The 13,060-nt window shown below is 60.1% G+C and carries 12 protein-coding genes and 1 pseudogene; 6 read left to right on the plus strand and 7 right to left on the minus strand.

The annotated features are described in order from the left end of the window. Nucleotides 1-343 precede the first annotated feature (343 nt). Nucleotides 344-1,552 (plus strand): sodium/glutamate symporter, encoded by a 1,209-nt coding sequence (gltS, locus tag ACKLNA_RS08745; RefSeq protein WP_408985641.1) that lies wholly within the window; start codon nucleotides 344-346, stop codon nucleotides 1,550-1,552. Between the two features lie 81 nt (nucleotides 1,553-1,633). Here gltS and ACKLNA_RS08750 read toward each other — a convergent pair whose 3' ends face one another. Beyond that, nucleotides 1,634-2,413, minus strand: coding sequence for an exodeoxyribonuclease III (locus tag ACKLNA_RS08750; RefSeq protein WP_007920349.1), 780 nt, complete (start codon nucleotides 2,411-2,413; stop codon nucleotides 1,634-1,636). 82 nt (nucleotides 2,414-2,495) lie between these two features. On the opposite strand from ACKLNA_RS08750, the gene pyrE reads away from it, so the two are divergent. After that, on the plus strand, nucleotides 2,496-3,140 hold the full coding sequence (gene pyrE, locus ACKLNA_RS08755) for an orotate phosphoribosyltransferase (RefSeq protein ID WP_007954442.1): 645 nt from the start codon (nucleotides 2,496-2,498) through the stop codon (nucleotides 3,138-3,140). Nucleotides 3,141-3,210: 70 nt separating this feature from the next. Here pyrE and argB read toward each other — a convergent pair whose 3' ends face one another. From argB to coaBC, 4 genes and pseudogenes are all read right to left on the minus strand, one after another. Continuing rightward, nucleotides 3,211-4,116 (minus strand): acetylglutamate kinase, encoded by a 906-nt coding sequence (gene argB / locus ACKLNA_RS08760; RefSeq protein ID WP_065258175.1) that lies wholly within the window; start codon nucleotides 4,114-4,116, stop codon nucleotides 3,211-3,213. 24 nt (nucleotides 4,117-4,140) lie between these two features. Beyond that, a pseudogene (locus ACKLNA_RS08765) lies at nucleotides 4,141-5,544 on the minus strand (phosphomannomutase/phosphoglucomutase); the annotation flags it as partial. A 236-nt stretch (nucleotides 5,545-5,780) separates the two neighbouring features. After that, nucleotides 5,781-6,236, minus strand: coding sequence for a dUTP diphosphatase (gene dut / locus ACKLNA_RS08770; RefSeq protein ID WP_248739839.1), 456 nt, complete (start codon nucleotides 6,234-6,236; stop codon nucleotides 5,781-5,783). Nucleotides 6,237-6,241: 5 nt separating this feature from the next. Then, nucleotides 6,242-7,450, minus strand: a complete 1,209-nt coding sequence (gene coaBC / locus ACKLNA_RS08775; RefSeq protein ID WP_085708873.1) for a bifunctional phosphopantothenoylcysteine decarboxylase/phosphopantothenate--cysteine ligase CoaBC — start codon at nucleotides 7,448-7,450, stop codon at nucleotides 6,242-6,244. Nucleotides 7,451-7,585: 135 nt separating this feature from the next. On the opposite strand from coaBC, the gene radC reads away from it, so the two are divergent. Further along, a complete protein-coding gene (radC, locus tag ACKLNA_RS08780) occupies nucleotides 7,586-8,260 on the plus strand; it encodes a RadC family protein (protein WP_408985642.1) in 675 nt (224 codons plus the stop codon). Nucleotides 8,261-8,400: 140 nt separating this feature from the next. Here the strand turns inward: radC and ACKLNA_RS08785 are convergent, their stop codons facing one another. Beyond that, the gene (locus ACKLNA_RS08785; protein ID WP_408985643.1) at nucleotides 8,401-9,990 is read right to left on the minus strand and encodes an ABC transporter substrate-binding protein; all 1,590 of its coding nucleotides are present in this window, start codon (nucleotides 9,988-9,990) and stop codon (nucleotides 8,401-8,403) included. 446 nt (nucleotides 9,991-10,436) lie between these two features. Between ACKLNA_RS08785 and rpmB the strand changes: the two genes are divergently transcribed. Continuing rightward, nucleotides 10,437-10,670: a 50S ribosomal protein L28 gene (gene rpmB, locus ACKLNA_RS08790; RefSeq protein ID WP_003229474.1), complete on the plus strand. Its 234-nt coding sequence runs from the start codon at nucleotides 10,437-10,439 to the stop codon at nucleotides 10,668-10,670. 11 nt (nucleotides 10,671-10,681) lie between these two features. Beyond that, nucleotides 10,682-10,837: a 50S ribosomal protein L33 gene (gene rpmG, locus ACKLNA_RS08795; RefSeq protein ID WP_003177274.1), complete on the plus strand. Its 156-nt coding sequence runs from the start codon at nucleotides 10,682-10,684 to the stop codon at nucleotides 10,835-10,837. A 73-nt stretch (nucleotides 10,838-10,910) separates the two neighbouring features. Here rpmG and ACKLNA_RS08800 read toward each other — a convergent pair whose 3' ends face one another. Continuing rightward, nucleotides 10,911-11,273, minus strand: a complete 363-nt coding sequence (locus ACKLNA_RS08800; protein WP_085708876.1) for a cupin domain-containing protein — start codon at nucleotides 11,271-11,273, stop codon at nucleotides 10,911-10,913. A 236-nt stretch (nucleotides 11,274-11,509) separates the two neighbouring features. Between ACKLNA_RS08800 and ACKLNA_RS08805 the strand changes: the two genes are divergently transcribed. After that, nucleotides 11,510-13,003 carry an aldehyde dehydrogenase gene (locus ACKLNA_RS08805; RefSeq protein WP_007954454.1) on the plus strand — a complete coding sequence of 498 codons (1,494 nt, stop codon included), beginning with the start codon at nucleotides 11,510-11,512 and terminating at the stop codon, nucleotides 13,001-13,003. The last annotated feature ends 57 nt before the right edge of the window (nucleotides 13,004-13,060 follow it).

A 13,060-nucleotide genomic window follows, 5' to 3' on the forward strand; every position in this document is an offset into this window, starting at 1 on the left:
TAAAAGCCCTGACATGTCAGGGCTTTTTTGCAACTAAATAAACCTGTGTTGTTCGTAGGAATAGTCTGCATGCGATGAGTGGCAGACGAAGTTTTATATATTTACCGGCCTTACATTTTTAGTCACAACTGTAATGCCTCGATGCGGCCAAAGGGCATTGGCAGCATGACTTTGCGCTTGCTAATGTTGCCGCACGTAATATTCCTTCAGAAATATTTCGATATATTCAGGCCATCGAAGGCTCTTGAATTCCAGTGTTTCCGATGTTGAAACAGCCAGCCGATTCGTGAGGCGTATCAAGGAAAAAAGTTCGCCCCCGAATATATAGCCAAGAATAATCCAGATGATTCAGCTCGATTTTTACGGCACGCTCGTGGCCGCTTCCCTTGTACTTCTGCTGGGGCGTGGTCTTGTTACCCGTGTTGGTGTACTGCGCAATTTCAATATTCCCGAACCTGTCGCGGGTGGCCTGCTGGTTGCTCTGGTGCTTCTGGTATTGCGAGCGCTCGATATAGAAGTCCGGTTCGATACCTCGTTGCAGGCGCCGCTCATGTTGGCGTTTTTCGCCACTATTGGTCTGAGTGCAGACTTCGCCAGCCTCAAGAAGGGCGGTCGCGTAGTAGGGATATTTCTATTGGCGGTCACCGGCCTCCTGATCCTGCAGAACGCCATGGGCATCGGACTCGCCACAATGCTGGGGCTCGACCCGCTGATGGGGCTGTTGACGGGCTCAATCACGCTGGCCGGTGGTCACGGAACCGGCGCCGCGTGGGGAACGGTATTCAGCGAGAAATACGGTCTGGCTTCAGCCTCCGAGCTGGCAATCGCCTCGGCGACATTCGGTCTGGTGCTGGGTGGGTTGATCGGCGGGCCGGTTGCTCGTCTGCTGATCAAGCGGGTCGAGGTGCCGGGTTGTCACGCGCAGGAGGCGCCGCGCCTGCCAAAGGGTTTTGAGCAGCCGAACAAGGAGCGCTCGATCACGCCATTCTCATTCATCGAAACCCTGGCACTGATCGCGGTCAGCCTGCTGGTCGGCACTCTGCTGAACGGGCTGTTGCATGGCACGGCATTCGAGTTGCCGACATTCGTATGTGTCTTGTTCGTGGGCGTCGTGCTGCGCAACGGCCTCTCGGCGTTTGGTCTGTATCAGGTCTTCGAGCGGGAAGTCTCGGTGCTGGGCAATGTCAGTCTGTCGCTGTTTCTCGCGATTGCGCTGATGTCGCTCAAACTGTGGGACCTGGCAGCGCTGGCGTTGCCGATCTTCATCATTCTGGCCGTGCAGACACTGGTCATGGCGTTGTTCGCGGTGTTCGTGACGTTCAGGGTGATGGGTCGCAACTACGACGCAGCAGTGCTGGCGGCGGGGCATTGCGGTTTCGGCCTCGGTGCCACGCCGACCGCCATCGCCAACATGCAAGCGGTGACGCAGCGTTACGGGCCTTCGCAGATCGCGTTTCTGGTCGTGCCGATGGTGGGTGCGTTCTTCATCGACATCATCAATGTCATCGTGATCAAGTTGTACCTGGCGCTGCCGTTCTTCGCTGCTCTCTAACGCGCGTTCCAGCTTGGGACTGACCCATAAAAAATGCCCGTATCCTGCGATACGGGCATTTTGTCTACTGCGAAACGACGCTTAGATGGTCAGCGTCCAGTCGTAGTCAACGATCAGCGGCGCGTGCTGCGAGAACCGTGGCTGACGCGGCAGGCGTGCGCTGCGCACGAAGCGCCGCAGGCCCGGGGTCAGGATCTGGTAGTCGAATCGCCAGCCCAGATTCAGCATCTCGGCCTGTTCGTTGTCCGGCCACCAGCTGTACTGGTCGCCTTCGCGGCTAACTTCGCGCAGGGCATCGACGTAACCCATGTTGCCGACAATCTCGTCCATCCAGGCGCGTTCTGGCGCCAGGAAGCCCGGGGATTGCTGGCTGTCGCGCCAGTTCTTGATGTCGAGCTTCTGCTGCGCGACGTACAGCGAGCCACAATAAATGTACTCGCGACGTTTGCGCCGCTGTTTGTCCAGGTACTTGCCGAAGTCGTCCATGAGCTTGAACTTCTGGTTCAAGTCCTCATCGCCGTTCATCCCCGAAGGAAGCAGCAAGGTGGCAATACTGACTTTGTCGAAATCTGCTTGCAGGTAGCGCCCGTAGCGGTCGGCCGTCTCGAAACCGAGACCGCTGATGACAGCCTTCGGTTGCAACCGCGAATACAAAGCCACGCCGCCTTGGGCAGGGACTTCAGCATCGCAGGCATAAAGGAAGTAGCCGTCCAGTTGGAAGGCTGGGTCATCCAGTTCAAAGGCGGAGGCACGGGTGTCCTGCAGGCAGATGACGTCGGCATTCTGTGCTTGCAGCCAACTGAGCAAACCGCGCTCGACTGCAGCCTGAATACCATTGACGTTCACACTGATGATCCGCATAAATGGCCCCAAAAATCGCGTGCGTGTATGATACACGGCGTCAAGCTAATTAGCTAAATCCGTGGTATTTGGGGTTTTTTTCATGCAAGCGTATCAGCGCGATTTCATTCGTTTTGCCATCGATCGCGGCGTTTTGCGCTTCGGTGAGTTCACCCTGAAGTCCGGACGCACCAGTCCTTACTTCTTCAACGCCGGCCTGTTCAACTCGGGTTCGGCCCTGGCGCAGCTCGGTCGTTTCTATGCCGCAGCCATCGCCGAGAGCGGTATTCCGTTCGACGTGCTGTTCGGCCCGGCCTACAAAGGCATCCCGCTGGCGGCAACCACTGCCGTGGCGCTGGCCGAGCACCACAACCGTGACCTGCCATGGTGCTTCAACCGCAAGGAAGCCAAGGCCCACGGCGAGGGCGGCAGCCTGGTTGGCGCACCGCTGACCGGTGAAGTGCTGATCATTGACGACGTGATCACCGCCGGCACCGCGATCCGTGAAGTGATGCAGATCATCGCTTCCCAGGACGGCGCCAAGGCCGCGGGCGTGCTGATCGCCCTGAACCGTCAGGAGCGCGGCAACGGCGAGCTGTCGGCGATTCAGGAAGTCGAGCGTGATTTCGGCATTCCGGTCATCAGCATCGTGTCGCTGAACCAGGTGCTGGAATTCCTGGCAGACGATCCGCAGCTCAAGCAGCATCTGCCAGCCGTTGAAGCCTATCGCGCCCAGTTCGGCGTCTGATCGTTTCTTCCAGGCAAAAAAAGACCCCGCTCAGTCAGGCTGAGCGGGGTCTTTTTATTTGCACGATCGCTTACGGACGCTTGCGATTGCTGATCAGCGTACCCACACCGGTATCGGTGAAGATTTCCAGCAGGATCGCGTTCGGCACGCGGCCGTCGATGATCAGCGAGCTGCCCACGCCGCCCTGAACCGCTTCCAGTGCGCAGCGGATCTTCGGCAGCATACCGCCGTAGATGGTGCCGTCGGCGATCAGGTCGTCGACCTGCTGAGTGCTCAGGCCGGTCAGGACCTTGCCCGACTTGTCCATCAGGCCGGCGATGTTGGTCAGCAGCATCAGCTTCTCGGCTTTCAGCGCTTCGGCAACCTTGCCGGCCACCAGGTCGGCGTTGATGTTGTACGACTCGCCGTTTTCACCCACACCGATCGGCGCGATCACCGGGATGAAGTTGCCTTTGACCAGCAGATTCAGCAGTTCGGTGTTGATCCCGACCACTTCGCCCACCTGACCGATGTCGATGATTTCCGGCTGGGTCATCTCCGGGGTCTGGCGGGTGACGGTGAGCTTCTTCGCACGAATCAGACCCGCGTCTTTGCCGGTCAGGCCGATGGCGCTGCCGCCGTGACGGTTGATCAGGTTGACGATGCTTTTGTTGACCTGGCCGCCGAGGACCATTTCCACCACGTCCATGGTCGCCGCGTCGGTGACGCGCATGCCGTCGACGAAGTGGCTTTCGATCGACAGGCGCTTGAGCAGATCACCGATCTGCGGGCCGCCGCCGTGAACCACGACCGGGTTGATGCCGACGGCTTTCATCAAGACGATGTCGCGGGCGAAGCCGGTTTTCAGCTCCTCGCTTTCCATCGCGTTGCCGCCGTATTTGATCACCAGGGTCTTGCCGACATAACGTCGGATGTAAGGCAACGCTTCGGACAGGACCTTGGCGGTTTGGGCGGCGGCTTCGCGTTCGAGGGTCATTCAGGGCTCCGGGTGAATCAGAAATCAGAACGGTAGTTGGAGATCAGGTGCAACGCGTTTCAACTGGGCATGGAACACAGCCTTGATGCGCTGCAATTCAGCCTCGTCATCGGCCTCGAAGCGCAGCACCAGCACCGGTGTGGTGTTGGAGGCGCGCACCAGGCCCCAGCCTTTGGCGTAATCGACCCGCACGCCGTCAATGGTGGTCAGGTCGGCGCCTGGACCCCACTGCGCATCGTGCAGTGCATCAATGATGCTGAATTTGCTCTCTTCGGTCACATGGATATTGATTTCCGGCGTGGAAATATCGTTCGGGAAGGTCGCGAACAGCGTTTCCGCGTCGGATTTTTCCTTGCTGAGGATTTCCAGCAGCCGTGCGGCGCTGTAAATGCCGTCGTCGAAACCGAACCAGCGTTCCTTGAAGAAGATGTGCCCGCTCATTTCACCGGCCAACAGCGCGCCGGACTGTTTCATTTTCTTTTTGATCAACGAGTGACCGGTCTTCCACATTAGCGACTGGCCGCCGTATTCCTTGATCAACGGAATCAGGCGACGGGTGCATTTGACGTCGAAGATGATTTCCGCGCCCGGGTTGCGGGCCAGCACGTCGCGGGCAAACAGCATCAGCAGACGGTCCGGGAATACGATGGTGCCGGTGTTGGTCACCACGCCGACGCGGTCGCCGTCACCGTCGAAGGCCAGGCCGATGTCAGCCTTGGTTTCCTTGACCTTGGCGATCAGGTCGACGAGGTTTTCAGGCTTGCCCGGATCCGGGTGGTGGTTCGGGAAGTTGCCGTCGACTTCGCAGAACAGCGGGATGACTTCGCAGTTCAGCGCTTCGATCAGTTGCGGGGCGATCACGCCGGCCGCGCCGTTGCCGCAGTCGACCACGACTTTCAGGCGCCGGGCCAGTTTGATGTCCTGGACGATTTCGGTGGTGTAGCGGTCGAGGATCTCGACCTGGGTCACGCTGCCCTTGCCGCTGCTCAGGTTGCCGGTCTTGAGGCGCTCGTGCAGGGCCTGGATCTGTTCGTTGGCGAGGGTGTCGCCGGCGATCACGATCTTGAAGCCGTTGTAGTTCGACGGGTTGTGGCTGCCAGTGAGCATCACGCCGGACTTGCCGGCCAGCACGTTGGCGGCGTAGTACAGCGCCGGGGTCGGCACCAGGCCGACATCGCTGACGTGGCAGCCGCTTTCGGCGATACCGCGAATTAGTTCTGCGACCAGTTCCGGGCCGGACAGGCGGCCGTCACGGCCGACGGACACGTTCGGTTCACCCTGGGCCAGGCTCTGGGAACCGATGGCACGGCCGATCCAGTAGGCGGTTTCGGCATTGAGGAATTCCGGCACGGTGCCGCGAATGTCATAGGCGCGGAAGATGCTGTCGGGAAGCTTCGGGGCGACTTGGGCGGGGGTGCTCATCTGCGGAAATGCTCCATCTCGAAAGTGGCGGGACACACCGACGAATCATCTCGGCGGCAGGCTCAAACTGAAGGGTATGACGGCGGTTTTCACAGAGAGTTCGTGGTGTGAAAGGGCCATGACGCCTTGTCCGGCGTGGCTTTGGCCTGCCAATGCCTTGATTTTCGGCGCTAAACCTTGCAGATGACATTTTGAATTTCGTGGCAAGCAACACGTACTCGCCACGACAGGTTTTCAGCCGATCACTTGGTGCCGGAGTGGCCGAAACCGCCCGCGCCGCGCTCGGTTTCGACGAACTCTTCAACCATTTCGAAGTGCGCCTGCACCACCGGCACCAGCACCAGTTGCGCCAGACGTTCGCCGACCGGCATGGTGAATTCGGTCTGGCCACGGTTCCAGCAGGACACCATCAGCGGGCCCTGGTAATCGGAGTCGATCAGGCCGACCAGATTGCCCAGCACGATGCCGTGCTTATGGCCCATGCCCGAGCGCGGCAGGATCAGCGCGGCGAGGTTCGGGTCACCGATGTACACCGACAGCCCGGTAGGGATCAGCACGGTTTCACCCGGCTTGATCACGATGTCCTTTTCCAGCATGGCGCGCAGGTCGAGGCCGGCGGAGCCCGGTGTGGCGTATTGCGGCAGCGGGAATTCGGTACCGATGCGTGGGTCGAGGATCTTGGCTTGCAAAGCGTGCATGTAAATTAAACCTGGTTCAGACGTTCGGCGATAAAAGTGACGAGCTGGCGAGCGATCTTGCTCTTGCTGGTCTGGGCGAAAACCGTGGCGTGCAGCCCACGGTCGATGACGCTGCAGGCGTTTTCTTCGCTGTTGAAACCGATGCTCGGGTTGGCGACGTCGTTGGCGACGATCAGATCGAGATTCTTGTCCTTCAGCTTGCGTGCAGCGTAGTCGAGCAAGTGTTCGGTCTCGGCGGCGAAGCCGACACTGAACGGACGGTCGGGACGGGTCGCGATGGTGGCCAGGATGTCCGGGTTGCGCACCATTTGCAGGACGAAGCCGTCGCCGCTCGTAGGGTCTTTCTTCAATTTTTGTGGGGCGACGACTTCCGGACGGTAGTCCGCGACCGCCGCCGAGGCGATGAAGATGTCGCAAGGGATCGCGGCTTCGCAGGCGGCGAGCATGTCGCGGGCGCTGACCACATCGATACGCGTGACGCGATCCGGCGTCGGCAAATGCACCGGGCCACTGATCAGCGTGACGCGGGCGCCGGCTTCAACCGCGGCTTCAGCCAGGGCGAAGCCCATTTTGCCGGAGCTGTGGTTGGTGATGTAGCGCACCGGGTCGATGTTTTCCTGGGTCGGACCGGCGGTGATCACCACGTGCTTGCCGGTCAGCGCCTGACGCTGGAAACAGTCTGCCGCGAGCTGGGCCAGATCGGTGGCTTCCATCATGCGACCCATGCCGACGTCGCCGCAGGCCTGGCTGCCGGAGGCCGGGCCGAAGGTCTTCAGGCCACGGCTTTCAAGGAGTTGCAGGTTGGCTTGGGTGGCCGGGTCGCGCCACATGGCCTGGTTCATGGCCGGGGCGACAGCGACGATGGCGTCGGTGGCCAGCACCAGGGTGGTCAGCAGATCGTTGGCGATGCCTTGAGCCAGACGGGCCAGCAGGTCGGCGGTGGCCGGGGCGATCAGCACCAGATCGGCCCATTTGGCCAGTTCGATGTGGCCCATCGCCGCTTCGGCGGCCGGGTCGAGCAGATCCAAGTGAACCGGGTGGCCGGACAGGGCCTGCATGGTCAGCGGGGTGATGAATTCGCTGCCGCCACGGGTCATGACCACGCGCACTTCGGCGCCCTGATCGATCAGGCGGCGCACAAGGTCGGCGCTTTTGTAGGCAGCAATACCGCCGCCGACGCCCAGAACGATGCGTTTCCGATACAGCCGCTGCATAGGTCTGCCTTTCATTTCGTTGGTGACATGCTTGGCGAAACCCCCTCCCCAGGGTGAATTCGCCTGCAAAAAAGATGGGCTACGATATCACAGCGACCGCTACGGAACAGCGGCGCCCACAGACAAGGAATGTGTATGAGTATTCGCGATTGGCCGGCGGCGGAAAGGCCGCGGGAGAAGCTGTTGGAACAGGGCTCGGGAAGTCTTTCCGATGCCGAATTGCTGGCGATTTTTCTACGCACCGGCGTATCCGGTAAAAGCGCGGTGGATCTGGCGCGACACTTGTTGAATCAGTTCGGCAGCCTGCGGGCATTGCTGGAGGCTGATCTCGGGGCGTTCAGCGAGCAATTGGGCCTGGGGCCGGCGAAGTTTGCCCAACTGCAGGCTGTGCTGGAGATGGGGCGGCGACATCTGGCCGAGCGCATGCGGCAGAAAACGGCGCTGGAGAATCCACAGGTGGTCCGCGATTACCTCAAGGCCATGTTGCGCCACGAGCCGCACGAGGTGTTCGGCTGCCTGTTTCTGGATTCCAAGCATCAAGTGCTCACCTTCGAGGCTCTGTTTCGCGGCTCGATCGACAACACGGCGGTACATCCCCGGGAAGTGGTGAAGCGCTCGTTGGCCAATAACGCGGCAGCCGTGATCCTGTGCCACAACCACCCGTCGGGTAACACCGATCCCAGTCAGGCTGATCGATTATTGACCAAGCGCTTGCAGAAGGCTTTGGAATTGATCGATGTGCGGGTGCTGGATCACTTCGTCGTTGGCGATGGGGAACCGTTGTCGATGGCGGAGTGTGGCTGGATGTGAAGGTGATGCAGTATCCCTGTGGGAGCGAGCTTGCTCCGGGCGGCGATCCGACGATAGCGTTGTGTCAGCCGCCTCATCCGGTAACTGACAGACTGCATTCGCGAGCAAGCTCGCTCCCACAGGTTTTGGGTTGTTGCGGGCTACTTCAGGGTGACCCTAGAGTAATCCTGCCGCCCGAACGGGCTCACCGAATAGCCCTGCACGTCTTTACGCGTCAGGGCGTAGGCCGTCGGATGCGCCAGCGGCAGCCACAACGCCTGCTGCTGGATCTGCGCCTGCGCCTGTTCATAGAGCTTGGTGCGTACGCCTTGCTCGCTGGTGGTCTTGCCGGCGCTGATCAGTTTGTCCAGGTCGGCGTTGCAGTAGCGGGCGAAGTTGGTTCCGGACTTCACCGCCGCGCAGGAAAACTGCGGGGTGAGGAAGTTGTCCGGGTCGCCGTTGTCACCGGCCCAGCCCATGAACAGCAGGTCATGCTCGCCAGCCTTGGCGCGACGGATCAACTCGCCCCACTCGATCACGCGGATTTCCGCCTGTATGCCGATTTCTGCCAGGTCCGATTGCAGCAGTTGTGCGCCGAGGCTCGGGTTCGGGTTGAGCAGGCTGCCGGACGGACGCGTCCAGATGGTGGTCTGGAAACCATCCTTCAGGCCGGCCTTGGCCAGCAAAGCCTTGGCTTTTGCCACGTCGTGCGGGTAACCCGGCAGGTTCTTCGCGTAGCTCCAGGTGTTCGGCGGGTACGGTCCGTTGGCGGGTTCGGCGGTGTCTTCGAACACAGCTTTCAGGTAGTTGACCTTGTCGAAGGCGAGGTTGATCGCCTGACGTACTTCCGGCTTGTCCAATGGTGGATGCTGACTGTTGATGCCAACGAATGCGGTCATGAACGCGTCAGTCTTTTCGACTTTCAGCGTCGGTTCTTCTTTCGCGGCCTGTACGTCCAATGGTTTTGGCGACAGGGCGATCTGGCACTCGTTACGCCGCAGCTTTTGCAGGCGCACGTTGGCGTCCGGGGTGATGGCGAAGATCAACGGGTCCACCGCCGGTTTGCCGCCGAAGTAGTCCGGGTTGGCCTTGTAGCGGATCGAGGCGTCTTTCTGGAACCGGGTGAAGACGAACGGTCCGGTGCCGATCGGCTGGCTGTTGAGCTTGTCGGTCGCGTTGGCCTTCAGCAGCTTGTCGGCGTATTCGGCGGAATAGATCGAGGCGAAACCCATGCTCAGGGTCGCCAGGAACGTAGAGTCCGGGTGATCGAGGGTGAAGCGCACGGTCAGCGGGTCCAGGGCGTCGATCTTCTTGATCAGGCTCGGCAGCTGCATCGACTGGGCGTGCGGGAAACCGCTCTGGGCGACCTTGTGCCACGGGTTGGCCGGGTCGAGCATGCGGTCGAAGCTGAACTTGACGTCTTCGGCGGTCAGCTCACGGGTCGGCTTGAAGTAGTCGGTGGTGTGGAACTTCACCTGCGGGTGCAGTTTGAATATATAAGTCAGGCCGTCGGTGCTGACTTCCCAGCTGTCGGCCAGGCTCGGGACCACTTTGCCGGTCGCCGTATCGAAGTCCACCAGGCGATTCATCAGCACATCGGCCGAAGCGTTGGTGGTGGTCAGCGAGTTGTACTGCACCACGTCGAACCCTTCGGGGCTGGCCTCGGTGCACACGCTCAGGGCGGCGGCATGGGCGGCCAGGGGGCTCAGCAATAGCGGGGCGAGCAGCAGGGGGAGGGCAGCGAGGCGCATGGTCGGCTTCCTTTACAGATCGAAGGCCCATCTGCAAGTGCAGTCTGGAAAAGGCCTACCCTAGTGGTCGCGATTGCAAATGACTATCCCCTTTTTGCATTTTCGGGGCCTGAAGGCTGAGGATTTGTCGGAAGTGGCGGCAGGAAAAGTCTCGAATGCGGGTATGATCGGTTTTCTTCGACGAATGGTAAAAATTGCCGCCAGCCTTTACCCAAGGCGCTTGCAGACAGAAAAAGCGGCTTTTTGGCCATTCATTGCACACGGAAAGTTGTTGCTCCGTGGTCTTTCTGGTATAAAGCAGCGCTCTTTTCTAGGGGCCCGGTTCCTTCGCTTGTAGGTGTAGCCGGTAAGACCTCTAAAGAATCGCGGCGCCTGGCGCCACAATGACTAGAGATTAAGCGGCCAACCCATGCCGGGTTGGGCATGTGGTTTTAGAGGGCTGAGGCATGTCTAGAGTATGTCAAGTTACCGGTAAGGGTCCGGTAACCGGGAATAACATTTCCCACGCAAACAACAAAACCCGTCGTCGTTTCCTGCCGAACCTGCAGCATCACCGCTTCTGGGTTGAAGAAGAGAAACGTTTCGTACGCCTGCGCGTTTCCGCCAAAGGCATGCGTATCATCGACAAGCGTGGCATCAGCGTTGTGCTGGCCGAGCTGCGTCGCGACGGCAAGATTTAAGGGAGCTAATCATGCGTGAATTGATTCGTTTGATTTCGAGCGCCGGTACTGGTCACTTCTACACTACCGACAAGAACAAGCGTACTACCCCGGACAAAATCGAGATCAAGAAATATGATCCGGTTGTTCGCAAGCACGTGATCTACAAGGAAGGCAAAATCAAGTAATTGATTTTTCCCGACTTACGAAAAAGGCCCGTATCTCACGATACGGGCCTTTTTTGTTGCCTGACGAAAGGGCTCAGGCCTTCTGTTCGAAGATCACGTAGACCTTGCGGCACGCCTCCAGCACTTCCCAGGTGCCACGGAAACCGGCCGGAATCACGAAGCGGTCGCCGACACGCAGAGTCTTGGCATTGCCTTCGCCGTCACGCAGCACCGAAACGCCCTGGAGGATTTCGCAGTATTCGTGCTCGGTGTAATTCACCGTCCACTGACCGACCGCACCTTCCCACACGCCGACGCCCATTTGCCCGCAAGGGCTGTCGTATTGATTGAACACCGCCTGCTCGGGATCGCCCTTGAGTACTTTGGCCGGATCCGGGCGGTAGCGCTCGGCCTGGTCCATGGTCAGGCTGATGTCGACGACGTTCTGGATGTTCATTGTTGTTTTCTCCTGTGATGACGGCGCGGTGGCTTGAAAGGGCCAAAGTCTATGTTGATTAAATTGAACGCCGCAAGGCTGTATAACCGCCTTATGTCAAATATATTGAAACAACCCCGGCCGCTGGTTTAGGGTGGCGGGTGCCTTGGGCCGAAAACAGGCTGGCCGGGCAGAATTCCTGAGGACGCCGGCGAAGATCGCGCGGCGCTCGTATTCAACAAGAGGAGGACACTCGAATGACCACCCTGACTCGTGCCGACTGGGAACAACGCGCCCGCGACCTGAAGATCGAAGGCCGCGCCTACCTCAATGGCGAGTACACCGATGCCGTCTCCGGCGAGACCTTCGAGTGCATCAGCCCGGTCGATGGCCGTCTGCTGGGCAAGATTGCCAGCTGTGACGCCGCCGATGCCCAGCGCGCCGTGGAAAACGCCCGCGCCACTTTCAATTCCGGCGTCTGGTCGCGCCTGGCGCCGACCAAGCGCAAAGCCACCATGATCCGTTTCGCCGGCCTGCTCAAGCAGCACGCCGAAGAACTGGCCCTGCTCGAAACCCTCGACATGGGCAAGCCGATCAGCGATTCGCTGTACATCGACGTACCGGGTGCCGCGCAAGCCCTGAGCTGGAGCGGTGAAGCGATCGACAAGATCTACGACGAAGTCGCCGCCACCCCGCACGATCAACTGGGTCTGGTAACCCGCGAGCCAGTGGGCGTGGTTGGCGCCATCGTGCCGTGGAACTTCCCGCTGATGATGGCCTGCTGGAAGCTCGGTCCGGCGCTGTCGACCGGTAACTCGGTGATTCTCAAACCGTCGGAAAAGTCCCCGCTGACCGCCATCCGCATCGCCGAACTGGCCGTTGAAGCCGGCATCCCGAAAGGCGTGCTGAACGTGCTGCCGGGCTACGGCCACACCGTCGGCAAGGCGCTCGCTCTGCATAACGATGTCGACACCCTGGTGTTCACCGGTTCGACCAAGATCGCCAAACAACTGATGATCTATTCCGGCGAATCGAACATGAAACGCGTCTGGCTGGAAGCCGGCGGCAAGAGCCCGAACATCGTGTTTGCCGATGCTCCGGACCTGCAAGCTGCCGCCGAATCCGCCGCCAGCGCCATCGCCTTCAACCAGGGTGAGGTCTGCACCGCCGGTTCCCGTCTGCTGGTCGAACGTTCGATCAAGGACAAATTCCTGCCGATGGTGATCGAGGCGCTGAAAACCTGGAAGCCAGGCAATCCGCTGGATCCGGCCACCAACGTGGGCGCGCTGGTCGACACTCAACAAATGAACACTGTGCTGTCCTACATCGAATCGGGCCACACCGACGGCGCCAAACTGGTGGCCGGCGGCAAGCGCATTCTTCAGGAAACCGGTGGCACCTACGTCGAGCCGACGATTTTCGACGGCGTGAGCAACGCGATGAAGATTGCCCAGGAAGAGATCTTCGGCCCGGTGCTGTCGGTCATCGCTTTCGACACGGCCGAGGAAGCGATCAACATCGCCAACGACACGCCTTACGGCCTGGCGGCAGCGGTCTGGACGCAGGACATTTCCAAGGCGCACCTCACCGCCAAGGCACTGCGTGCCGGCAGCGTGTGGGTCAACCAGTACGATGGCGGCGACATGACCGCACCGTTCGGCGGCTTCAAACAGTCGGGCAACGGCCGTGACAAGTCGCTGCACGCGTTCGACAAATACACCGAGCTGAAGGCGACCTGGATCAAGCTGTAAACCGTTGAGGGAGCCTGCTCAGGCAGGCTCCCGAACGATACAAAGATCCCTGTGGGA

This window comes from Pseudomonas sp. UV AK001, assembly GCF_046097675.1.
Taxonomy (GTDB): domain Bacteria; phylum Pseudomonadota; class Gammaproteobacteria; order Pseudomonadales; family Pseudomonadaceae; genus Aquipseudomonas; species Aquipseudomonas kribbensis.

What these genes read in the sequence shown, in the direction of transcription:
- gltS (WP_408985641.1), top strand. Translation starts at nt 344, where the DNA reads ATGATTCAGCTCGATTTTTACGGCACGCTCGTGGCCGCTTCCCTTGTA.
- ACKLNA_RS08750 (WP_007920349.1), bottom strand. Translation starts at nt 2,413, where the DNA reads ATGCGGATCATCAGTGTGAACGTCAATGGTATTCAGGCTGCAGTCGAG.
- pyrE (WP_007954442.1), top strand. Translation starts at nt 2,496, where the DNA reads ATGCAAGCGTATCAGCGCGATTTCATTCGTTTTGCCATCGATCGCGGC.
- argB (WP_065258175.1), bottom strand. Translation starts at nt 4,116, where the DNA reads ATGACCCTCGAACGCGAAGCCGCCGCCCAAACCGCCAAGGTCCTGTCC.
- dut (WP_248739839.1), bottom strand. Translation starts at nt 6,236, where the DNA reads ATGCACGCTTTGCAAGCCAAGATCCTCGACCCACGCATCGGTACCGAA.
- coaBC (WP_085708873.1), bottom strand. Translation starts at nt 7,450, where the DNA reads ATGCAGCGGCTGTATCGGAAACGCATCGTTCTGGGCGTCGGCGGCGGT.
- radC (WP_408985642.1), top strand. Translation starts at nt 7,586, where the DNA reads ATGAGTATTCGCGATTGGCCGGCGGCGGAAAGGCCGCGGGAGAAGCTG.
- ACKLNA_RS08785 (WP_408985643.1), bottom strand. Translation starts at nt 9,990, where the DNA reads ATGCGCCTCGCTGCCCTCCCCCTGCTGCTCGCCCCGCTATTGCTGAGC.
- rpmB (WP_003229474.1), top strand. Translation starts at nt 10,437, where the DNA reads ATGTCTAGAGTATGTCAAGTTACCGGTAAGGGTCCGGTAACCGGGAAT.
- rpmG (WP_003177274.1), top strand. Translation starts at nt 10,682, where the DNA reads ATGCGTGAATTGATTCGTTTGATTTCGAGCGCCGGTACTGGTCACTTC.
- ACKLNA_RS08800 (WP_085708876.1), bottom strand. Translation starts at nt 11,273, where the DNA reads ATGAACATCCAGAACGTCGTCGACATCAGCCTGACCATGGACCAGGCC.
- ACKLNA_RS08805 (WP_007954454.1), top strand. Translation starts at nt 11,510, where the DNA reads ATGACCACCCTGACTCGTGCCGACTGGGAACAACGCGCCCGCGACCTG.